Origin of the sequence: Pantoea sp. NPDC088449 (assembly GCF_044753225.1) — a bacterium.
Classification (GTDB): Bacteria; Pseudomonadota; Gammaproteobacteria; order Enterobacterales; family Enterobacteriaceae; genus Pantoea; species Pantoea floridensis.
In genome coordinates, this window is the sequence record NZ_JBIVMT010000003.1 from 557786 (window position 1) to 571169 (window position 13384).

General features: G+C 55.9%; 14 protein-coding genes. 3 read left to right on the plus strand and 11 right to left on the minus strand.

The window, feature by feature from the left end:
- Positions 1–101: 101 nt before the first annotated feature.
- A complete protein-coding gene (gene ggt, locus ACIP6T_RS17040) occupies positions 102–1853 on the minus strand; it encodes a gamma-glutamyltransferase (RefSeq protein ID WP_400458170.1) in 1752 nt (583 codons plus the stop codon).
- Between the two features lie 208 nt (positions 1854–2061).
- On the opposite strand from ggt, the gene ACIP6T_RS17045 reads away from it, so the two are divergent.
- A complete protein-coding gene (locus ACIP6T_RS17045) occupies positions 2062–2346 on the plus strand; it encodes a DUF2756 domain-containing protein (RefSeq protein ID WP_097095247.1) in 285 nt (94 codons plus the stop codon).
- Here ACIP6T_RS17045 and ugpQ read toward each other — a convergent pair.
- From ugpQ to ACIP6T_RS17095, 10 genes are all read right to left on the minus strand, one after another.
- A complete protein-coding gene (gene ugpQ, locus ACIP6T_RS17050) occupies positions 2343–3086 on the minus strand; it encodes a glycerophosphodiester phosphodiesterase (protein WP_400458171.1) in 744 nt (247 codons plus the stop codon). The two genes, ACIP6T_RS17045 and ugpQ, sit on opposite strands and share 4 nt — an antisense overlap.
- The gene (locus ACIP6T_RS17055) at positions 3083–4156 is read right to left on the minus strand and encodes a sn-glycerol-3-phosphate import ATP-binding protein UgpC (RefSeq protein WP_345827436.1); all 1074 of its coding nucleotides are present in this window, start codon (positions 4154–4156) and stop codon (positions 3083–3085) included. Before ACIP6T_RS17055 ends, ugpQ begins: the two co-directional genes overlap by 4 nt.
- The gene (gene ugpE / locus ACIP6T_RS17060) at positions 4157–5002 is read right to left on the minus strand and encodes a sn-glycerol-3-phosphate ABC transporter permease UgpE (protein ID WP_400458172.1); all 846 of its coding nucleotides are present in this window, start codon (positions 5000–5002) and stop codon (positions 4157–4159) included.
- Positions 4999–5886, minus strand: coding sequence for a sn-glycerol-3-phosphate ABC transporter permease UgpA (ugpA, locus tag ACIP6T_RS17065; RefSeq protein ID WP_400458173.1), 888 nt, complete (start codon positions 5884–5886; stop codon positions 4999–5001). The genes ugpE and ugpA overlap by 4 nt, the downstream gene beginning before the upstream one ends.
- A gap of 64 nt (positions 5887–5950) precedes the next feature.
- Entirely contained in the window at positions 5951–7267 is a 1317-nt protein-coding gene (gene ugpB / locus ACIP6T_RS17070) for a sn-glycerol-3-phosphate ABC transporter substrate-binding protein UgpB (protein WP_400458174.1), read from the minus strand.
- Between the two features lie 362 nt (positions 7268–7629).
- Positions 7630–8343, minus strand: a complete 714-nt coding sequence (gene livF / locus ACIP6T_RS17075) for a high-affinity branched-chain amino acid ABC transporter ATP-binding protein LivF (RefSeq protein ID WP_097095252.1) — start codon at positions 8341–8343, stop codon at positions 7630–7632.
- A gap of 1 nt (position 8344) precedes the next feature.
- Positions 8345–9112 carry a high-affinity branched-chain amino acid ABC transporter ATP-binding protein LivG gene (livG, locus tag ACIP6T_RS17080; RefSeq protein ID WP_097095253.1) on the minus strand — a complete coding sequence of 256 codons (768 nt, stop codon included), beginning with the start codon at positions 9110–9112 and terminating at the stop codon, positions 8345–8347.
- Positions 9109–10380, minus strand: a complete 1272-nt coding sequence (locus ACIP6T_RS17085) for a high-affinity branched-chain amino acid ABC transporter permease LivM (RefSeq protein ID WP_097095254.1) — start codon at positions 10378–10380, stop codon at positions 9109–9111. Before ACIP6T_RS17085 ends, livG begins: the two co-directional genes overlap by 4 nt.
- Complete coding sequence (gene livH, locus ACIP6T_RS17090; RefSeq protein WP_097095255.1) at positions 10377–11303, minus strand: high-affinity branched-chain amino acid ABC transporter permease LivH; 927 nt, start codon at positions 11301–11303, stop codon at positions 10377–10379. The genes ACIP6T_RS17085 and livH overlap by 4 nt, the downstream gene beginning before the upstream one ends.
- Before the next feature lie 67 nt (positions 11304–11370).
- On the minus strand, positions 11371–12498 hold the full coding sequence (locus ACIP6T_RS17095; RefSeq protein ID WP_061718403.1) for a branched-chain amino acid ABC transporter substrate-binding protein: 1128 nt from the start codon (positions 12496–12498) through the stop codon (positions 11371–11373).
- 192 nt (positions 12499–12690) lie between these two features.
- Here ACIP6T_RS17095 and ACIP6T_RS17100 point away from each other — a divergent pair, with 192 nt between their 5' ends.
- Both ACIP6T_RS17100 and panM read left to right on the plus strand, forming a co-directional pair.
- On the plus strand, positions 12691–12840 hold the full coding sequence (locus ACIP6T_RS17100) for a hypothetical protein (RefSeq protein WP_176519137.1): 150 nt from the start codon (positions 12691–12693) through the stop codon (positions 12838–12840).
- A 61-nt stretch (positions 12841–12901) separates the two neighbouring features.
- Positions 12902–13288 carry an aspartate 1-decarboxylase autocleavage activator PanM gene (gene panM, locus ACIP6T_RS17105; RefSeq protein ID WP_400458175.1) on the plus strand — a complete coding sequence of 129 codons (387 nt, stop codon included), beginning with the start codon at positions 12902–12904 and terminating at the stop codon, positions 13286–13288.
- Positions 13289–13384 lie beyond the last annotated feature (96 nt).

The window sequence follows — 13384 nt, forward strand, 5'->3', positions numbered from 1 at the left end:
ACTTTAATTAGACCCGCTAATTTACCATTCTGCCAGTCAGCAAAACTGACTGGCATTTTTTATGGTTTATTAAACGGCTAATTGGCTTTTACCAACCGTTTTTAATAACCCGCGCTCAAATCATCCACTGAACGCGGATCCGAGGCGCCATAGCGCGTGCCATCCGGCCCAATCATAATGCTCTGCGTGCTGCCCATGGCTGGCATCACCTTCACATGCTGACCTTTGCTTTCCAGCAGGCGCAGCGTATCGGGACTAAAACCTTTTTCTACGCGCAGCTGATCCGGCAACCACTGATGATGGAAACGCGGTGCATTGGTGGCTTCTGCCACGTTCATACCAAAATCAATGCTGTTCACCACCATTTGCAGCACGGTGGTGATAATACGGCTACCGCCCGGGCTACCGGTAACTAACCAGGTTTTGCCGTCTTTCGCCACGATGGTGGGCGACATTGATGACAGCGGACGTTTAGCCGGTTGTACCGCATTCGCCTCGCCACCTACTAAGCCATACACGTTTGGCGTGCCCGGTTTCGCCGAGAAGTCATCCATTTCATTGTTCATCAGGATGCCGCTCTCTCCGGCCACGATGCCGCTGCCGAAATAGGTATTCAGCGTATAGGTGACCGCTACCGCGTTGCCGTCTTTATCCACTACGGAAAAGTGCGTGGTTTGATTGCTTTCATAGGGTGCCAGCTTGCCCGGTTTGATCTCGCTGGAGGGGCGCGCTTTATTCACGTCAATTTGCTGCGCCAGCGTTTTGGCATAGGCTTTGCTGGTTAGCGCCTGCTGCGGCACTTTAACGAAATCAGGATCGCCAAGATATTCTGAACGGTCGGCATAAGCATATTTTTCCGCTTCCGCCATCACCTGCATCGCATCGGCGCTACCAAAGCCCCATTTCGCCAGATCGAAGTTTTCCAGGATATTAAGGATTTGTACGATGTGAATCCCGCCGGACGACGGCGGCGGCATGGAGAAGACTTCATAGCCGCGATAGGTGCCGCTGACCGGCTTGCGCTCCACGGCACGGTAGGCCGCCAGATCCGGCTTGCCAATCAATCCGCCGTGCTGCGCCATTTCACCGGCAATTTCATCGGCAATTTTACCTTTATAGAACGCATCCGGCCCTTGCTGGGCAATCAGCTGCAGGCTACGCGCAAGATTCTTCTGCACCAGCCGTTCGCCTTTCTGATACGGCTGGCCGTCCGCTTTGTAGAAAATCGCCCGGCTGTTGTCGTGGTTAATCAGCGTCTCTTTGCCGTAGGTGGCGAGATCGTCAGCCAGCGCATCATTAACCACGATGCCGTCACGTGCCAGTTTGATCGCCGGAGCCAGCAAAGTGCTCAGCGGTAACGTGCCATATTTCTGCGCGGCCAGCGCAAACCCGGCAACGGTGCCCGGCGTGCCAGAAGCTAAATGAGAAGTGAGTGATAACTTACTATCCGCGTTGCCCTGCTTATCAAGGAACATATCGCGCGAAGCTCGCGCCGGCGCCATTTCGCGGAAATCGATTGCGGTGGTGCGGCCGGACGCGGTACGCAGCAGCATAAAGCCGCCACCGCCAAGGTTACCGGCCTGCGGATGCGTCACCGCCAGCGCAAAGCCTACCGCGACTGCCGCATCTACCGCGTTACCGCCCTGCCTGAGAATATCAACACCCACTTCGGTCGCCATCGCATCAACCGATGCGACCATGCCATGTTTGGCTTTCACCGGATGAAAGGTATCGCTATCAATGCCGTAAGAGACCGGCGGCGCATTGGCTGGCGCGGCTTGTCCCCCCTGCACGACGGTAAAACTCATCAGCAACGCCCAACTGAGCTGACGTAGGTTGCTCTTAATTCTCATCCTGCTACCACCCTTTTTACGTTATTTACATTTGTTATCAATTGATGCAAGTGTTTGCAGACACAGTAAAAAGAGTAGCAGTAAAGTTAAATTAGGCGCACTCCTGGAAGAGGTGTTTGAGATATAGCATAAACTTATACAAGTAGCCGTTGTTGCCAGTCAGGCAATAACACCACACAGCAGCAGGCTGCATTGATGGAGGAAGACCATGAACAAAAACAAATGGCTAATTATGATCGCAGCATTGCTGCCGTTAAGCAGCATGGCGAATACCTTGAACAGCACTAACGACCCGAATCAGCCCGGCTACAACCCGAGCCAGCAGCGTATGCAGTCGCAAATGCAGAATCAGCAGCAACAGCAGAAGCGCAAGCTGCAGCAGGATCAACAGCAGCAGAGCCAGGACGTGCAGCGTAAAGTGCAGGAACAGCGGAACAGTGCCCAGCAGCAGGTGATTCAATCGCAGCCGGGCCAAAAACAGCAGCAAAACTAGCGAAAGTCAGGACCAATAATGTCGATGCTATCGGTACAGATGGCGTCGACGCCCCAGCTCAGCAGCTCGCGCGCCCGTGCGGGCTGATTCACGGTATACACCAGAATATGCAAACCGGCCGCTTTCAGCAGCGCGGTGCGTTCAGCATCGAGTAATTTGTGATTAAGGTGGATCGACACGCAATCCAGTGCCGCAGTCAGCGCCTGCCAGTTGTCATGCCACGTATCCAGCAGTAAACCACGCGGCAGCTCTGGCGCCGCCTGCATTGCCGCTTCCAGCGCGGCGTAAGAGAACGAGGATAGCAACGGCGCCGTTTGTCCTTGCCACAGTTCACGCGCGGCCAGCGCCACGTTGCGGCCGGTTTCAACGTCTTTACCGGTGGTCGGTTTGATCTCAATGTTCGCCATCATCTGATGCTGGCGGCAACGTTCTGCCACTTCGCTCAGCAGCGCCAGCGGCTCGCCTTCATAATCACGGCTAAACCAAGCGCCGGCATCCAGCTGTGACAACTTGTGCCACGACAGATCGCCGGCCACGCCCCAGCCATTGCTGGTGCGATCGAGCGTGTCATCATGCAGCAGGAAAATTTGCTTATCTTCCGATAGCTTGGCATCAAACTCGATCATGGTATGACCGTGCTGCGCGCCGACATCAATCGCCGCGAGGGTATTTTCCGGGGCCAGTTTTCCGCCCCCGCGATGCGCAACAATGTGCGGATAAGGCCAGTTGTGTTGACTCATTCCAGACGCTTTCCATAGGTTGAATCGAAGAAGTGTAACGCATCTGACGGCAGATGCAGCCATAAGGTGCTGCCCGCCTGCGGACGTTCGCTGTGCGGCAAACGCACCACCATGCGCGCGTTGCCAATGCGGCCATGCGCCAGATTATCGGCACCGAGCATCTCCAGCGTCTCGACCACCAGCGGAATACCGCCGGCATCGCGACTGCTGAGCTGAATATGTTCCGGACGAATGCCGAGCGTTAGCGGGCGGTTGGCCCATTTGGCTTTACTCTCACCCAGCAACAAACTGTTAAGTGCATCCAGCGTAAAGCGCGTGCCATCGCTGTTGATTTGACCCGGCAGCAGGTTCATGGCCGGCGCGCCGATAAAGGAGGCAACAAACTGGCTGGCCGGACGTTCGTAAACTTCCACCGGCGTACCCACCTGCTCCACCACCCCTTTGTTCATCACCATCACGCGCTGCGCCAGCGTCATCGCCTCAACCTGATCGTGCGTCACGTAGATGCTGGTGGTTTTCAAGCGGCGATGCAGCTGTTGCAGCTCCAGACGCATCTGCACGCGCAGGCGCGCATCCAGATTCGATAAAGGCTCATCAAACAGGAACACCGCCGGTTCACGTACGATGGCGCGGCCCATCGCCACGCGCTGGCGTTGTCCGCCCGACAGCTCGCGCGGACGGCGATGCAGCAGATGATCCAACTCCAGGCTGCGCGCCGCGTCCATCACCCGCTGCGCGATCTGCACTTTGCCCATGCCACGAATTTTCAGGCCATAGGCCATGTTTTCGCCCACCGTCATATGCGGATAGAGCGCGTAGTTCTGGAACACCATGGCGATGCCGCGATCTTTCGGCTCCATGTTGGTGACGCGTTTGTCGTCGATATAGATATCGCCAGACGTAACGCGTTCAAGCCCCGCCACCATGCGTAGCAGCGTCGATTTGCCGCAGCCGGAAGGCCCCACCATCACCATAAATTCGCCATCATTGATGGTGATATTCAGTGGCTGAATGATCTGATTTTTGCCGTCATACGATTTGGTAACGGTCTGAAGGGTTACGCCTGCCATTTATTTATCACTCTCCACCAGGCCACGCACAAAGGCACGTTGCATCACAAGTACCACCACCACCGGTGGAATCAGGGTTAATAACATTGCCGCCATCACTTCATTCCACTGCGTTGGGCCACCGCTGGTGTTGATCATGCTTTTCACTCCCGCTACCGCGGTGCTGAGGCTGGCGTCGTTGATGATCAGCAGCGGCCACAGATATTGGTTCCAACCATAAATAAAGGTGATCACAAACAGCGCGGCGAGATTGGTTTTGGATAGCGGCAACACGATGTCCCAGAAGAAGCGCATCGGGCTGGCGCCGTCGATACGCGCCGCCTCTATCAGCTCGTCCGGCAGCGACATAAAGAACTGGCGGAACAGGAAGGTGGCGGTAGCGGACGCCATCAGCGGCAGCGTTAAACCGCTGTAGCTGTCGAGCATATTCAGCGTCGAAATCACTTCCACCGTCGGGAAAATACGCACTTCAACCGGCAGCATCAGCGTGATGAAAATCAGCCAGAAAAACAGCGAGCGCAGCGGGAAACGGAACCACACCAGCGCGAAGGCGGAGAGCATTGAGACGGTGATTTTGCCGACGGTAATGCCGAGCGCCATCAGCAGGCTGTTAAGCATCATCATGCCAAATGCCGGACCATTGCCGTTGACGCCGTGCGTCCAGATGCGCGAGATGTTCTCCCACAGATGCGATCCCGGTACCAGCGTCATTGGCACCTGATACACCGCCTCGTTATCCAGCGTCGCCGCCACAAAGGCGATATAAAGCGGGAACAGAATGGTCAGCTCGCCCAGCACCAGCAAGGTATGGCTGAAGATATCCAGCCCGCGTCGATTCTCAATCATTGGTATTGCACCTTACGCTCGACAAAGCGGAATTGCAGGATAGTCAGGCCAATCACCAGCAGCATCAGCACCACCGACTGCACAGCGGAGGAGGAGAGATCCAGCCCGGTGAAGCCTTCGCGATAGATTTTGTAGATAAGCGTAGTGGTCGCCTGTACCGGGCCGCCGCCGGTTGCGGCATCGATCACCGGGAAGGTATCGAAGAAGGCGTAAACCAAATTCACCACCAGCAGGAAAAAACTTACCGGCGTAATCAGCGGCAGCGACAAATTGAAGAAGCGGCGCACCGGACCGGCACCGTCAATCGCTGCGGCTTCTACCAGCGATTTGGGAATTGACTGTAACGCCGCGAAGAAAAACAGGAAGTTGTAGCTCATTTGCTGCCAAATCGACGCCAGTACAATCAGGAACATCGCCTGCCCGCTGTTTTGCGCATAGTTCCAGTTGTAGCCCATTTGGTTCAGCAGATGGCTGAATAACCCTAGCCCTGGATTAAACAGGAACATCCACAGCACTGCCGCAACCACCGGCGCGACCGCGTACGGTAGCAGCAGCAACGTTTGATACAGCTTACGCAGGCGAATGACGTAATCCACCAGCGCCGCCAGCAGCAGGGAAAAAGTCATGCCGCAAATCGTCACCAGCGCACTGAACTCAATGGTGGTCCAGAACGATGCCAGATAGTATTCGTCATTGAACAGACGCTTAAAGTTCGCCAAACCCACGAAGGTGCTGGAGATGCCAAAAGGATCAATGCTTTGCAGCGAATACCACAGAGCTTCACCGGCGGGCCACAGGAAGAAAATGGCCGTAATCACCAGCTGCGGTAGCACCAGCAAATAGGGCAGAAAACGGGAACGAAATACGGGGCGCGATGAGGACATAGCAGGCTCAATCAAAGAGAGAAATCGGGGCGAACGTCAAACGTCGGCCCCGAGATGACAGCGTTTACTTCACTTGCTGCTCAAAACGGCGCAGCAGTTCGTTACCGCGTTTCACCGCGTTATCCAGCGCGGCTTGTGGTGTCTGTTTGCCGGTCCACACGCCTTCCAGCTCTTCATCCACGATGGTACGAATCTGTGGCATATTGCCCAGACGCATGCCTTTGGTGAACGGCAGCGGATCTTTGTTCAGCATTTGACGCGTGGCGATGTCTGCGCCTGGGTTCTTGTCATAGAAGCCCTGCTGTTTAGTCAGCTCATAGGCGGCGGTGGTGATCGGCAGATAACCGGTTTTCTGGTGCCATTCAGCGGCGATTTCCGGCTGTGCGAGGAACTTCATAAACTCCGCCGCGCCTTTGTAGGTGTTGGCATCTTTGCCTTTCATCACCCACAGGCTCGCGCCACCAATGATGGCGTTCTGCGGGGCGTTCGGTACGGTTTCATCGTACGGCATCATGCCCACGCCGAAGTTAAATTTGGCGTAGTGTTTGATGTCGGCCAGCGAACCGGAAGAGGCGGTGGTGATGCCGCAATCGCCGTTGTAAAACTTGGCGGTGGATTCATCCTTACGACCGAAGTAGGTGAAATCGCCCTTCTTGTTCATAGCTTCCAGCATTTCGATGTGGCGCACCTGCACGGGCTTATTGAATTCCAGTACCGCATCGGTGCCGTCAAAGCCGTTATTTTTACTGGCCACCGGCAGCGCATGCCAGGCGCTGAAGTTTTCAATCTGAATCCAACCCTGCCAGCCGCTGGCGTAACCACAGGTCAGGCCCGCTTTACGCAGCGCTTCGGCATCTTTTTCCAGCTCCTGCCAGGTTTTCGGTGGCTGATCCGGATTCAGGCCAGCTTTTTTGAACGCGTCTTTGTTGTAATAGAGCACCGGCGTGGAGCTGTTGAACGGCTGAGAAATCAGCTGGCCTTTGCTGTCGCTGTAGTAACCCGCAACGGCTGGTACGAACTGCTGCGGATCCATCTGCACGCCAGCGTTTTTAAACACTTCATTGACCGGCACAATCGCTTTCGATGCCATCATGGTCGCGGTACCGACTTCATACACCTGCAGCAGTGCGGGCGCTTTACCCGAGCGCACCGCGGCGATGCCCGCTGCCAGGCTTTGCTCGTAGTTACCTTTGTAAGTCGGGACGATTTTATATTCTGGATGAGCCTGGTTAAAACGTTGTGCCAGAGAATCAACTTCTTTGCCTAACTCGCCTTCCATTGAGTGCCAGAAAGGGATCTCAGTTGCAGCCAGCGCATTACCGCTGAGCGCCAGACCGAGCACGACACTCATCAGGCGGGGACGAAGCGTAAAAGCGGACATAAGGTTTTTCCTGTGCTGTTAGCTACGCGCGAATTCGCGCATTTTTTTGTTCGCGATGTAACATGACACGGGGAAATGACGGATTAATAACAGGTTTATGACGGGGATGTGACAGCGGAATTTGGTTAGGACTGCTGCGTGCTGGTGCCCTCACCCCGGCCCTCTCCCACGGGAGAGGGAGACGCTGCCATATGCAAGCTCGATCGGTTCCCTCTCCTACCTGCGGGAGAGGGAGATGTTGCCATATGCAAGCTCGATCGGTTCCCTCTCCCGCCTGCGGGAGAGGGAGATGTTGCCATATGCAAGCTCGATCGGTTCCCTCTCCCGCCTGCGGGAGAGGGTTAGGGTGAGGGCAACCGCGGTTACGCGCCTAAATAAGCGCTGCGTACCGCTTCATTGGATAGCAGCGCTTCGCCGCTGTCTTCAAGCACCACGTGGCCATTCTCCAGCACATAACCGCGATCCGCCAGCTTCAGCGCCTGATTGGCGTTCTGCTCGACGAGGAAGATGGTCATGCCCTCTTTGCGCAGTTGCTCAATGGTGTCAAAGATCTGCTGAATGATAATCGGGGCGAGTCCCAGCGACGGTTCATCCAGCAGCAGCAAACGCGGCTGGCTCATCAGCGCACGGCCAATGGCCAGCATCTGCTGCTCACCGCCGGACATGGTGCCCGCGCGCTGTGCTTTACGTTCTGCCAGGCGTGAAAACAGCTGATAGACGCGATCGATACGTTCCTGATACTGCTGCCGCGTAGCGAAGAAGCCGCCCATCGCCAGGTTCTCTTCTACCGTCATACGCGAAAACACCCGACGCCCTTCCGGCACGATGGCGATCGCTTCACGCATGATTTTCGCCGTTTGCCAGTCGGTGATCTCTTTGCCATCAAAGGTAATGTTGCCGCTGGTGGCGCGCGGTTCACCGCACAAGGTGCCGAGCAGCGTGGTTTTACCCGCGCCGTTGGCACCGATCAGGGTAACGATCTCGCCCTGATTGATGTGCAGATTAATGTTGTGCAGCGCCTGGATCGGGCCGTAATGGGCGCTGACATTCTGCAAGGTTAAAATCGGGTTTGCCATGTTACGCCTCACCTAAATAAGCACGGATCACATCCGGATTGTTACGCACTTCTTCCGGCGTACCGTTGGCCAGCGGCGTTCCCTGATTCACTACGTAAATGCGGTCAGAAATGCCCATCACCAGCTTCATATCGTGTTCAATTAGCAGTACGGAAACCTTGTGCTCACCGCGCAGCTCGGCGATCAGCTCATCCAACTCGTGGGTTTCACGCGGGTTAAGCCCGGCAGCCGGTTCATCCAGCATCAGAATTTCCGGACGCGTTACCATGCAGCGTGCAATTTCCAGACGACGCTGCTGGCCATAAGCGAGGTTGCCCGCCTGGCGGTTGGCGAGATCCAGCAAGCCGATGCGATCCAGCCAGGTGGCCGCGCGATCCAGCGCGTCGCTCTCACCGCGACGGAAAGCCGGGGTTTTGAATAAACCGGAGAACACGCCGCTTTTGAGGTGCTGATGCTGTGCCACCAGCAGGTTTTCAATCACCGTCATTTCGCGGAACAGGCGCACGTGCTGGAAGGTGCGCACAATGCCCATACGCGCAATCTTCTGGCCCGGCAAACCCTGCAGCTGCTGATCGCGCAGTTTGATGGTGCCGCCGGTTGGTTTATAGAAACCGGTCAGGCAGTTGAACACCGTGGTTTTACCGGCACCGTTCGGGCCAATCAACGAAACGATTTCCTGTGGATGCAGCTCAAGCGCCACATTGTTGACGGCTAACAGGCCGCCGAAGCGCATCATCAGGCCTTCAACGGCTAATAAAGGCTGACTCATGCCTGCTCTCCTTGTTTACTGCTTTTCATCTTCAGATGCGGACGCTTCATTGGCAGCAGCCCTTGTGGACGCCAGATCATCATCAGCACCATCAAACCACCGAGCACCAGCATGCTGTATTCGTTCAAATCACGCATCAGCTCGCGCGAAACCACCAGCAGAATGGCTGCGAGGATCACCGCCAGCTGCGAGCCCATGCCGCCTAGCACCACAATCGCCAGCACAAAGGCCGATTCGACGAAGGTGAAGGATTCCGGGCTGACGAAACCCTGACGTGCGGCGAACAGCGTACCCGCAAAGCCCGCAAACACGGCGCTGATGGTGAAGGCGGTCAGTTTGATGCGCGTTGGGCTCAGACCAAGCGAACGGCAGGCGATCTCATCTTCACGCAGCGCTTCCCACGCGCGGCCCAGCGGCATACGCAGTAGGCGGTTGATAACGAACAGCGTCAGCACCACCAGCAGCAGCGCCACCAGATAGAGGAAAATTACACGGTCGCTGGGATCGTATTTCAGGCCAAAGAACTCATGGAAGGTGCTCCAGCCGCCTTCGCTGACCCGGCGGCCAAACTCCAGACCAAACAGGCTGGGCTTGGGAATCTGTGCGATACCGTTCGGGCCGCCGGTGATCGCCGTGTTATTCAGCAGCAGAATGCGTACGATTTCGCCGAAGCCGAGCGTCACAATCGCCAGATAGTCCCCGCGCAGGCGCAGCACCGGGAAGCCGAGCAGCAAACCAAAGGCGCCCGCCACCAAACCGGCCAGTGGCAGGCTTTCCCAGAAACCAAAGCCGTAATAGTGGTTGAGCAAGGCAAAGGTGTAAGCGCCGATGGCGTAGAAACCGCCGTAGCCCAGCACCAGCAATCCTGATAATCCCACGACCACGTTCAGACCGAGGCCGAGCATCACGTAGATCAGCGTCAGCGTGGCGATATCCACACTGCCGCGCGACACCAGAAACGGCCAAATCACCGCCGCCGCGATCACCAGCGCCATCAGCAATTTTTGCTTCGGCGTTGAGCCATCAAAACCTGGCAGGACAAACCCTTTGCCGCTGCGTTTGAATTTGCCCTGCGCCAGCGGACGCAGCAGCTGGAAGACAAACACTACCGCACAGCCAATGAAGATCCAGTTCCAGCGTACCGCGCCCGCATTGGCGACCACCAGTTTGGTGCCATCCAAATCGAGGCGTACGCCCATGAAAAAGGTGGCGAGCACCAACAACATCACCGTGGAGATCACGGCGTTGACCAAACCGAGGCGTTTCATACCTTCTCTACCTCCGGACGGCCAAGAATCCCGGTTGGCATCACCAGCAGCACCACAATCAGCAGCGCGAAGGAGACCACGTCTTTGTATTCGGTCGACAGATAGGCCGAGGTCAGCGCTTCGGCAATGCCCAGCACCAGGCCACCAATCATCGCGCCAGGAATGCTGCCGATGCCGCCTAATACCGCGGCGGTGAAGGCTTTCATCCCAGCCATAAAGCCAATGAACGGGTTGATGGAGCCGTAGAATTGACCGAGCAACACGCCCGCCACCGCCGCCATCGCCGCACCAATCACAAAGGTGAGTGAAATAACGCGGTCGGTGTTGATGCCCAGCAGGCTGGCCATTTTCAGGTCTTCTGCGCAGGCGCGACAGGCGCGTCCCATGCGCGAATAGCGGATGAACAGCGTCAGCGCCAGCATCGACAGGAAGGTGACAATCCAAATCACCAGCTGCATGGTGGAGAGCGTGGCGGCAAAGCCGTTGCTCTCACCCAGCGTCCATTGGCCGGTGATCAGGCTTGGCAGCGCGAGATCGCGCGAACCCTGCGTCAGGCTGACGTAGTTCTGCAGGAAGATCGACATACCGATGGCGGAGATTAGCGCAATCAGGCGCTTCGACGATCGCACCGGCTTATACGCCACGCGCTCGATGCTCCAGCCGTAGGCGCTGGAGATGATCACCGCCATCACGAAACCGGCGGCAATCATCAGCCACGAAGTATCAATGCCCATCATCATCAGGGCGGCAATCACGATAAAGGAGACATAGCTACCGATCATGTACACCTCGCCATGGGCGAAGTTGATCATGCCGATAATGCCGTAAACCATGGTGTAACCAATGGCGATCAGCGCGTAGGTGCTCCCGAGGGTAACCCCGTTGAACATCTGCTGAATGAAATAGAGAAACTGCTCGGACATAGTGAAGACCTGCTCTGGAGCTGAATAATTCCCTCCCCCGCGTGCGGGGGAGGGAATTTGGGGGGGATTACTTAACTGCGGTAGAAGAGCCGTCTTTGTGCCATTTGAAGACACCAAATTCGAAGCCCTTCAGATCGCCTTTCTCATCCCAATTCAGGTTGCCCATCACGGTAGGAACGGCGGCGCCCTCTTTCAGGTTCTTAGCAATCGCATCAGGCTCATCGCTCTTGCTGCGTTCAATCCCCGCCACCAGCGACTGAATCGCGGCGTAGGTGGTCCAGACAAACGGACCGGTGGGATCTTTGCGGTTAGACGCGGTGTTGGCTTTAATCGCATCCACAATTGCCTTGTTCTCTGGCAGCTGGTCATAGCGCTTCGGCAGGGTAACAAACAGGCCTTCCGATGCATCACCCGCGATGTTAGACAGTGAAGCGTTGCCCACGCCTTCTGGGCCCATGAAGCCGGCATTCAGGCCAGCCGATTTTGCCTGACGCAGAATCTGGCCCAGCTCTGGGTAATAGCCGCCGTAGTAAACGAAATCCACGTTCTCTTTCTTCAGGCGCGCAATCAGCGTGGAGAAGTCTTTATCCCCGGCGGTGATACCTTCAAACAGCACCACATTGCCGCCTTTGGCTTTCAGGGTTTTCTGTACGGATTCCGCCAGGCCCTGACCATACTGCTGCTTGTCATGCACAACAGCGATACGCTTTGGTTTGATGTGATCGAGAATGTAGGTTGCCGCCGTTGGGCCCTGATCGGAATCCAGGCCGGTGGTGCGCAGCACGTCAGCATAGCCACGCGCAGTCAGCTCGGGTGCGGTGGCGGCTGGGGTAATCATCAGCACGCCTTCGTCGTTATAGATGTCTGAAGCAGGCTGAGTAGAAGAAGAGCACAGATGGCCGATAACGTATTTAATGCCGTCGTTAACCACTTTGTTGGCAACCGCAACCGCTTGTTTTGGGTCGCAGGCGTCGTCATATTCCACGCCAACCAGTTTGTCACCGTTTACGCCGCCTTTGGCGTTGATGTCCTTAATGGCTTGCGCTGCACCGGTAAACTGCATGTCACCGTACTGCGCGACCGGACCGGTTGATGCGCCGACGATAGCAATTTTGATGTCTTTCGCCAGTGCCGCGTGGCTCATCGCCAGGGCGACGCAGCCCGCCAATAATGCGCGTCCTTTACTCATTTTCATGCGAACTTCCCCATCAGTTGTGTCGTGTGTGTTGTGATTGGTTTATTTTCTGCCAGTCAAAGGGGAAAACTCATTCTGCAATAATGGGTTAGCGCGCTTTTCTGGCATTTATTGGTAATAAGGCTTTATTTTTCAGGTTATTAAACAGGAACTTTATTCTGTAAATCAACTGACATATTCAGAATTGACTGAGTGGAGCAGCAGAATCGTCTGGTCGTTATGGCCGATTTTTCAGCAGGATACCAGCGCATTATGCTGGCTTTTTCAACGATCATTGATGGCTTACTCCACAATCCTGGCAAAGTGGCTGGCATTCGACCTATTTTCATTGCAAAAAAGTGACAGCGCTCTGACTGTCTAAATTCGCTACACTATCGCCTTTGCACTAGTACAGGTATTAGGTATGAAGCTGACAATCCAGCGCTTAGCATCGTTAACCGCACAGGATCGCATCGATTTAGCTAAAGTCTGGCCAGAAATGGATATTGTGCAACTGGAAGCACAACTCAGCGAAACACAGCAGCTGTATGCCGCGCGTTTCAACGATCGGCTGCTGGCCGCATTACAACTTAGTATTAGCGGCACGCAGGGAAAAATTTTTAATCTCAACGTACGCGAAGTGACACGCCGCCGCGGCGTAGGTCAATATTTGCTGGTAGAGACAATTACGCAGAATGGTGCGCTGACGGATTGGTGGATTGCCGATGATGGCGACGCCGATCGGGGCGTGCGGGCAGCCTTTATGCAGGCATGTGGTTTTCGCGCGCAGGCTGATGGCTGGGTGCGTTGAAGGGTTTCGTGCGGTGGGTGAAACGGTGCGCATAAATGCGCACCCTACGAAACCGCGCCATTTGTAGGGTCGTCATTCATGGCGACCGATTCGCGC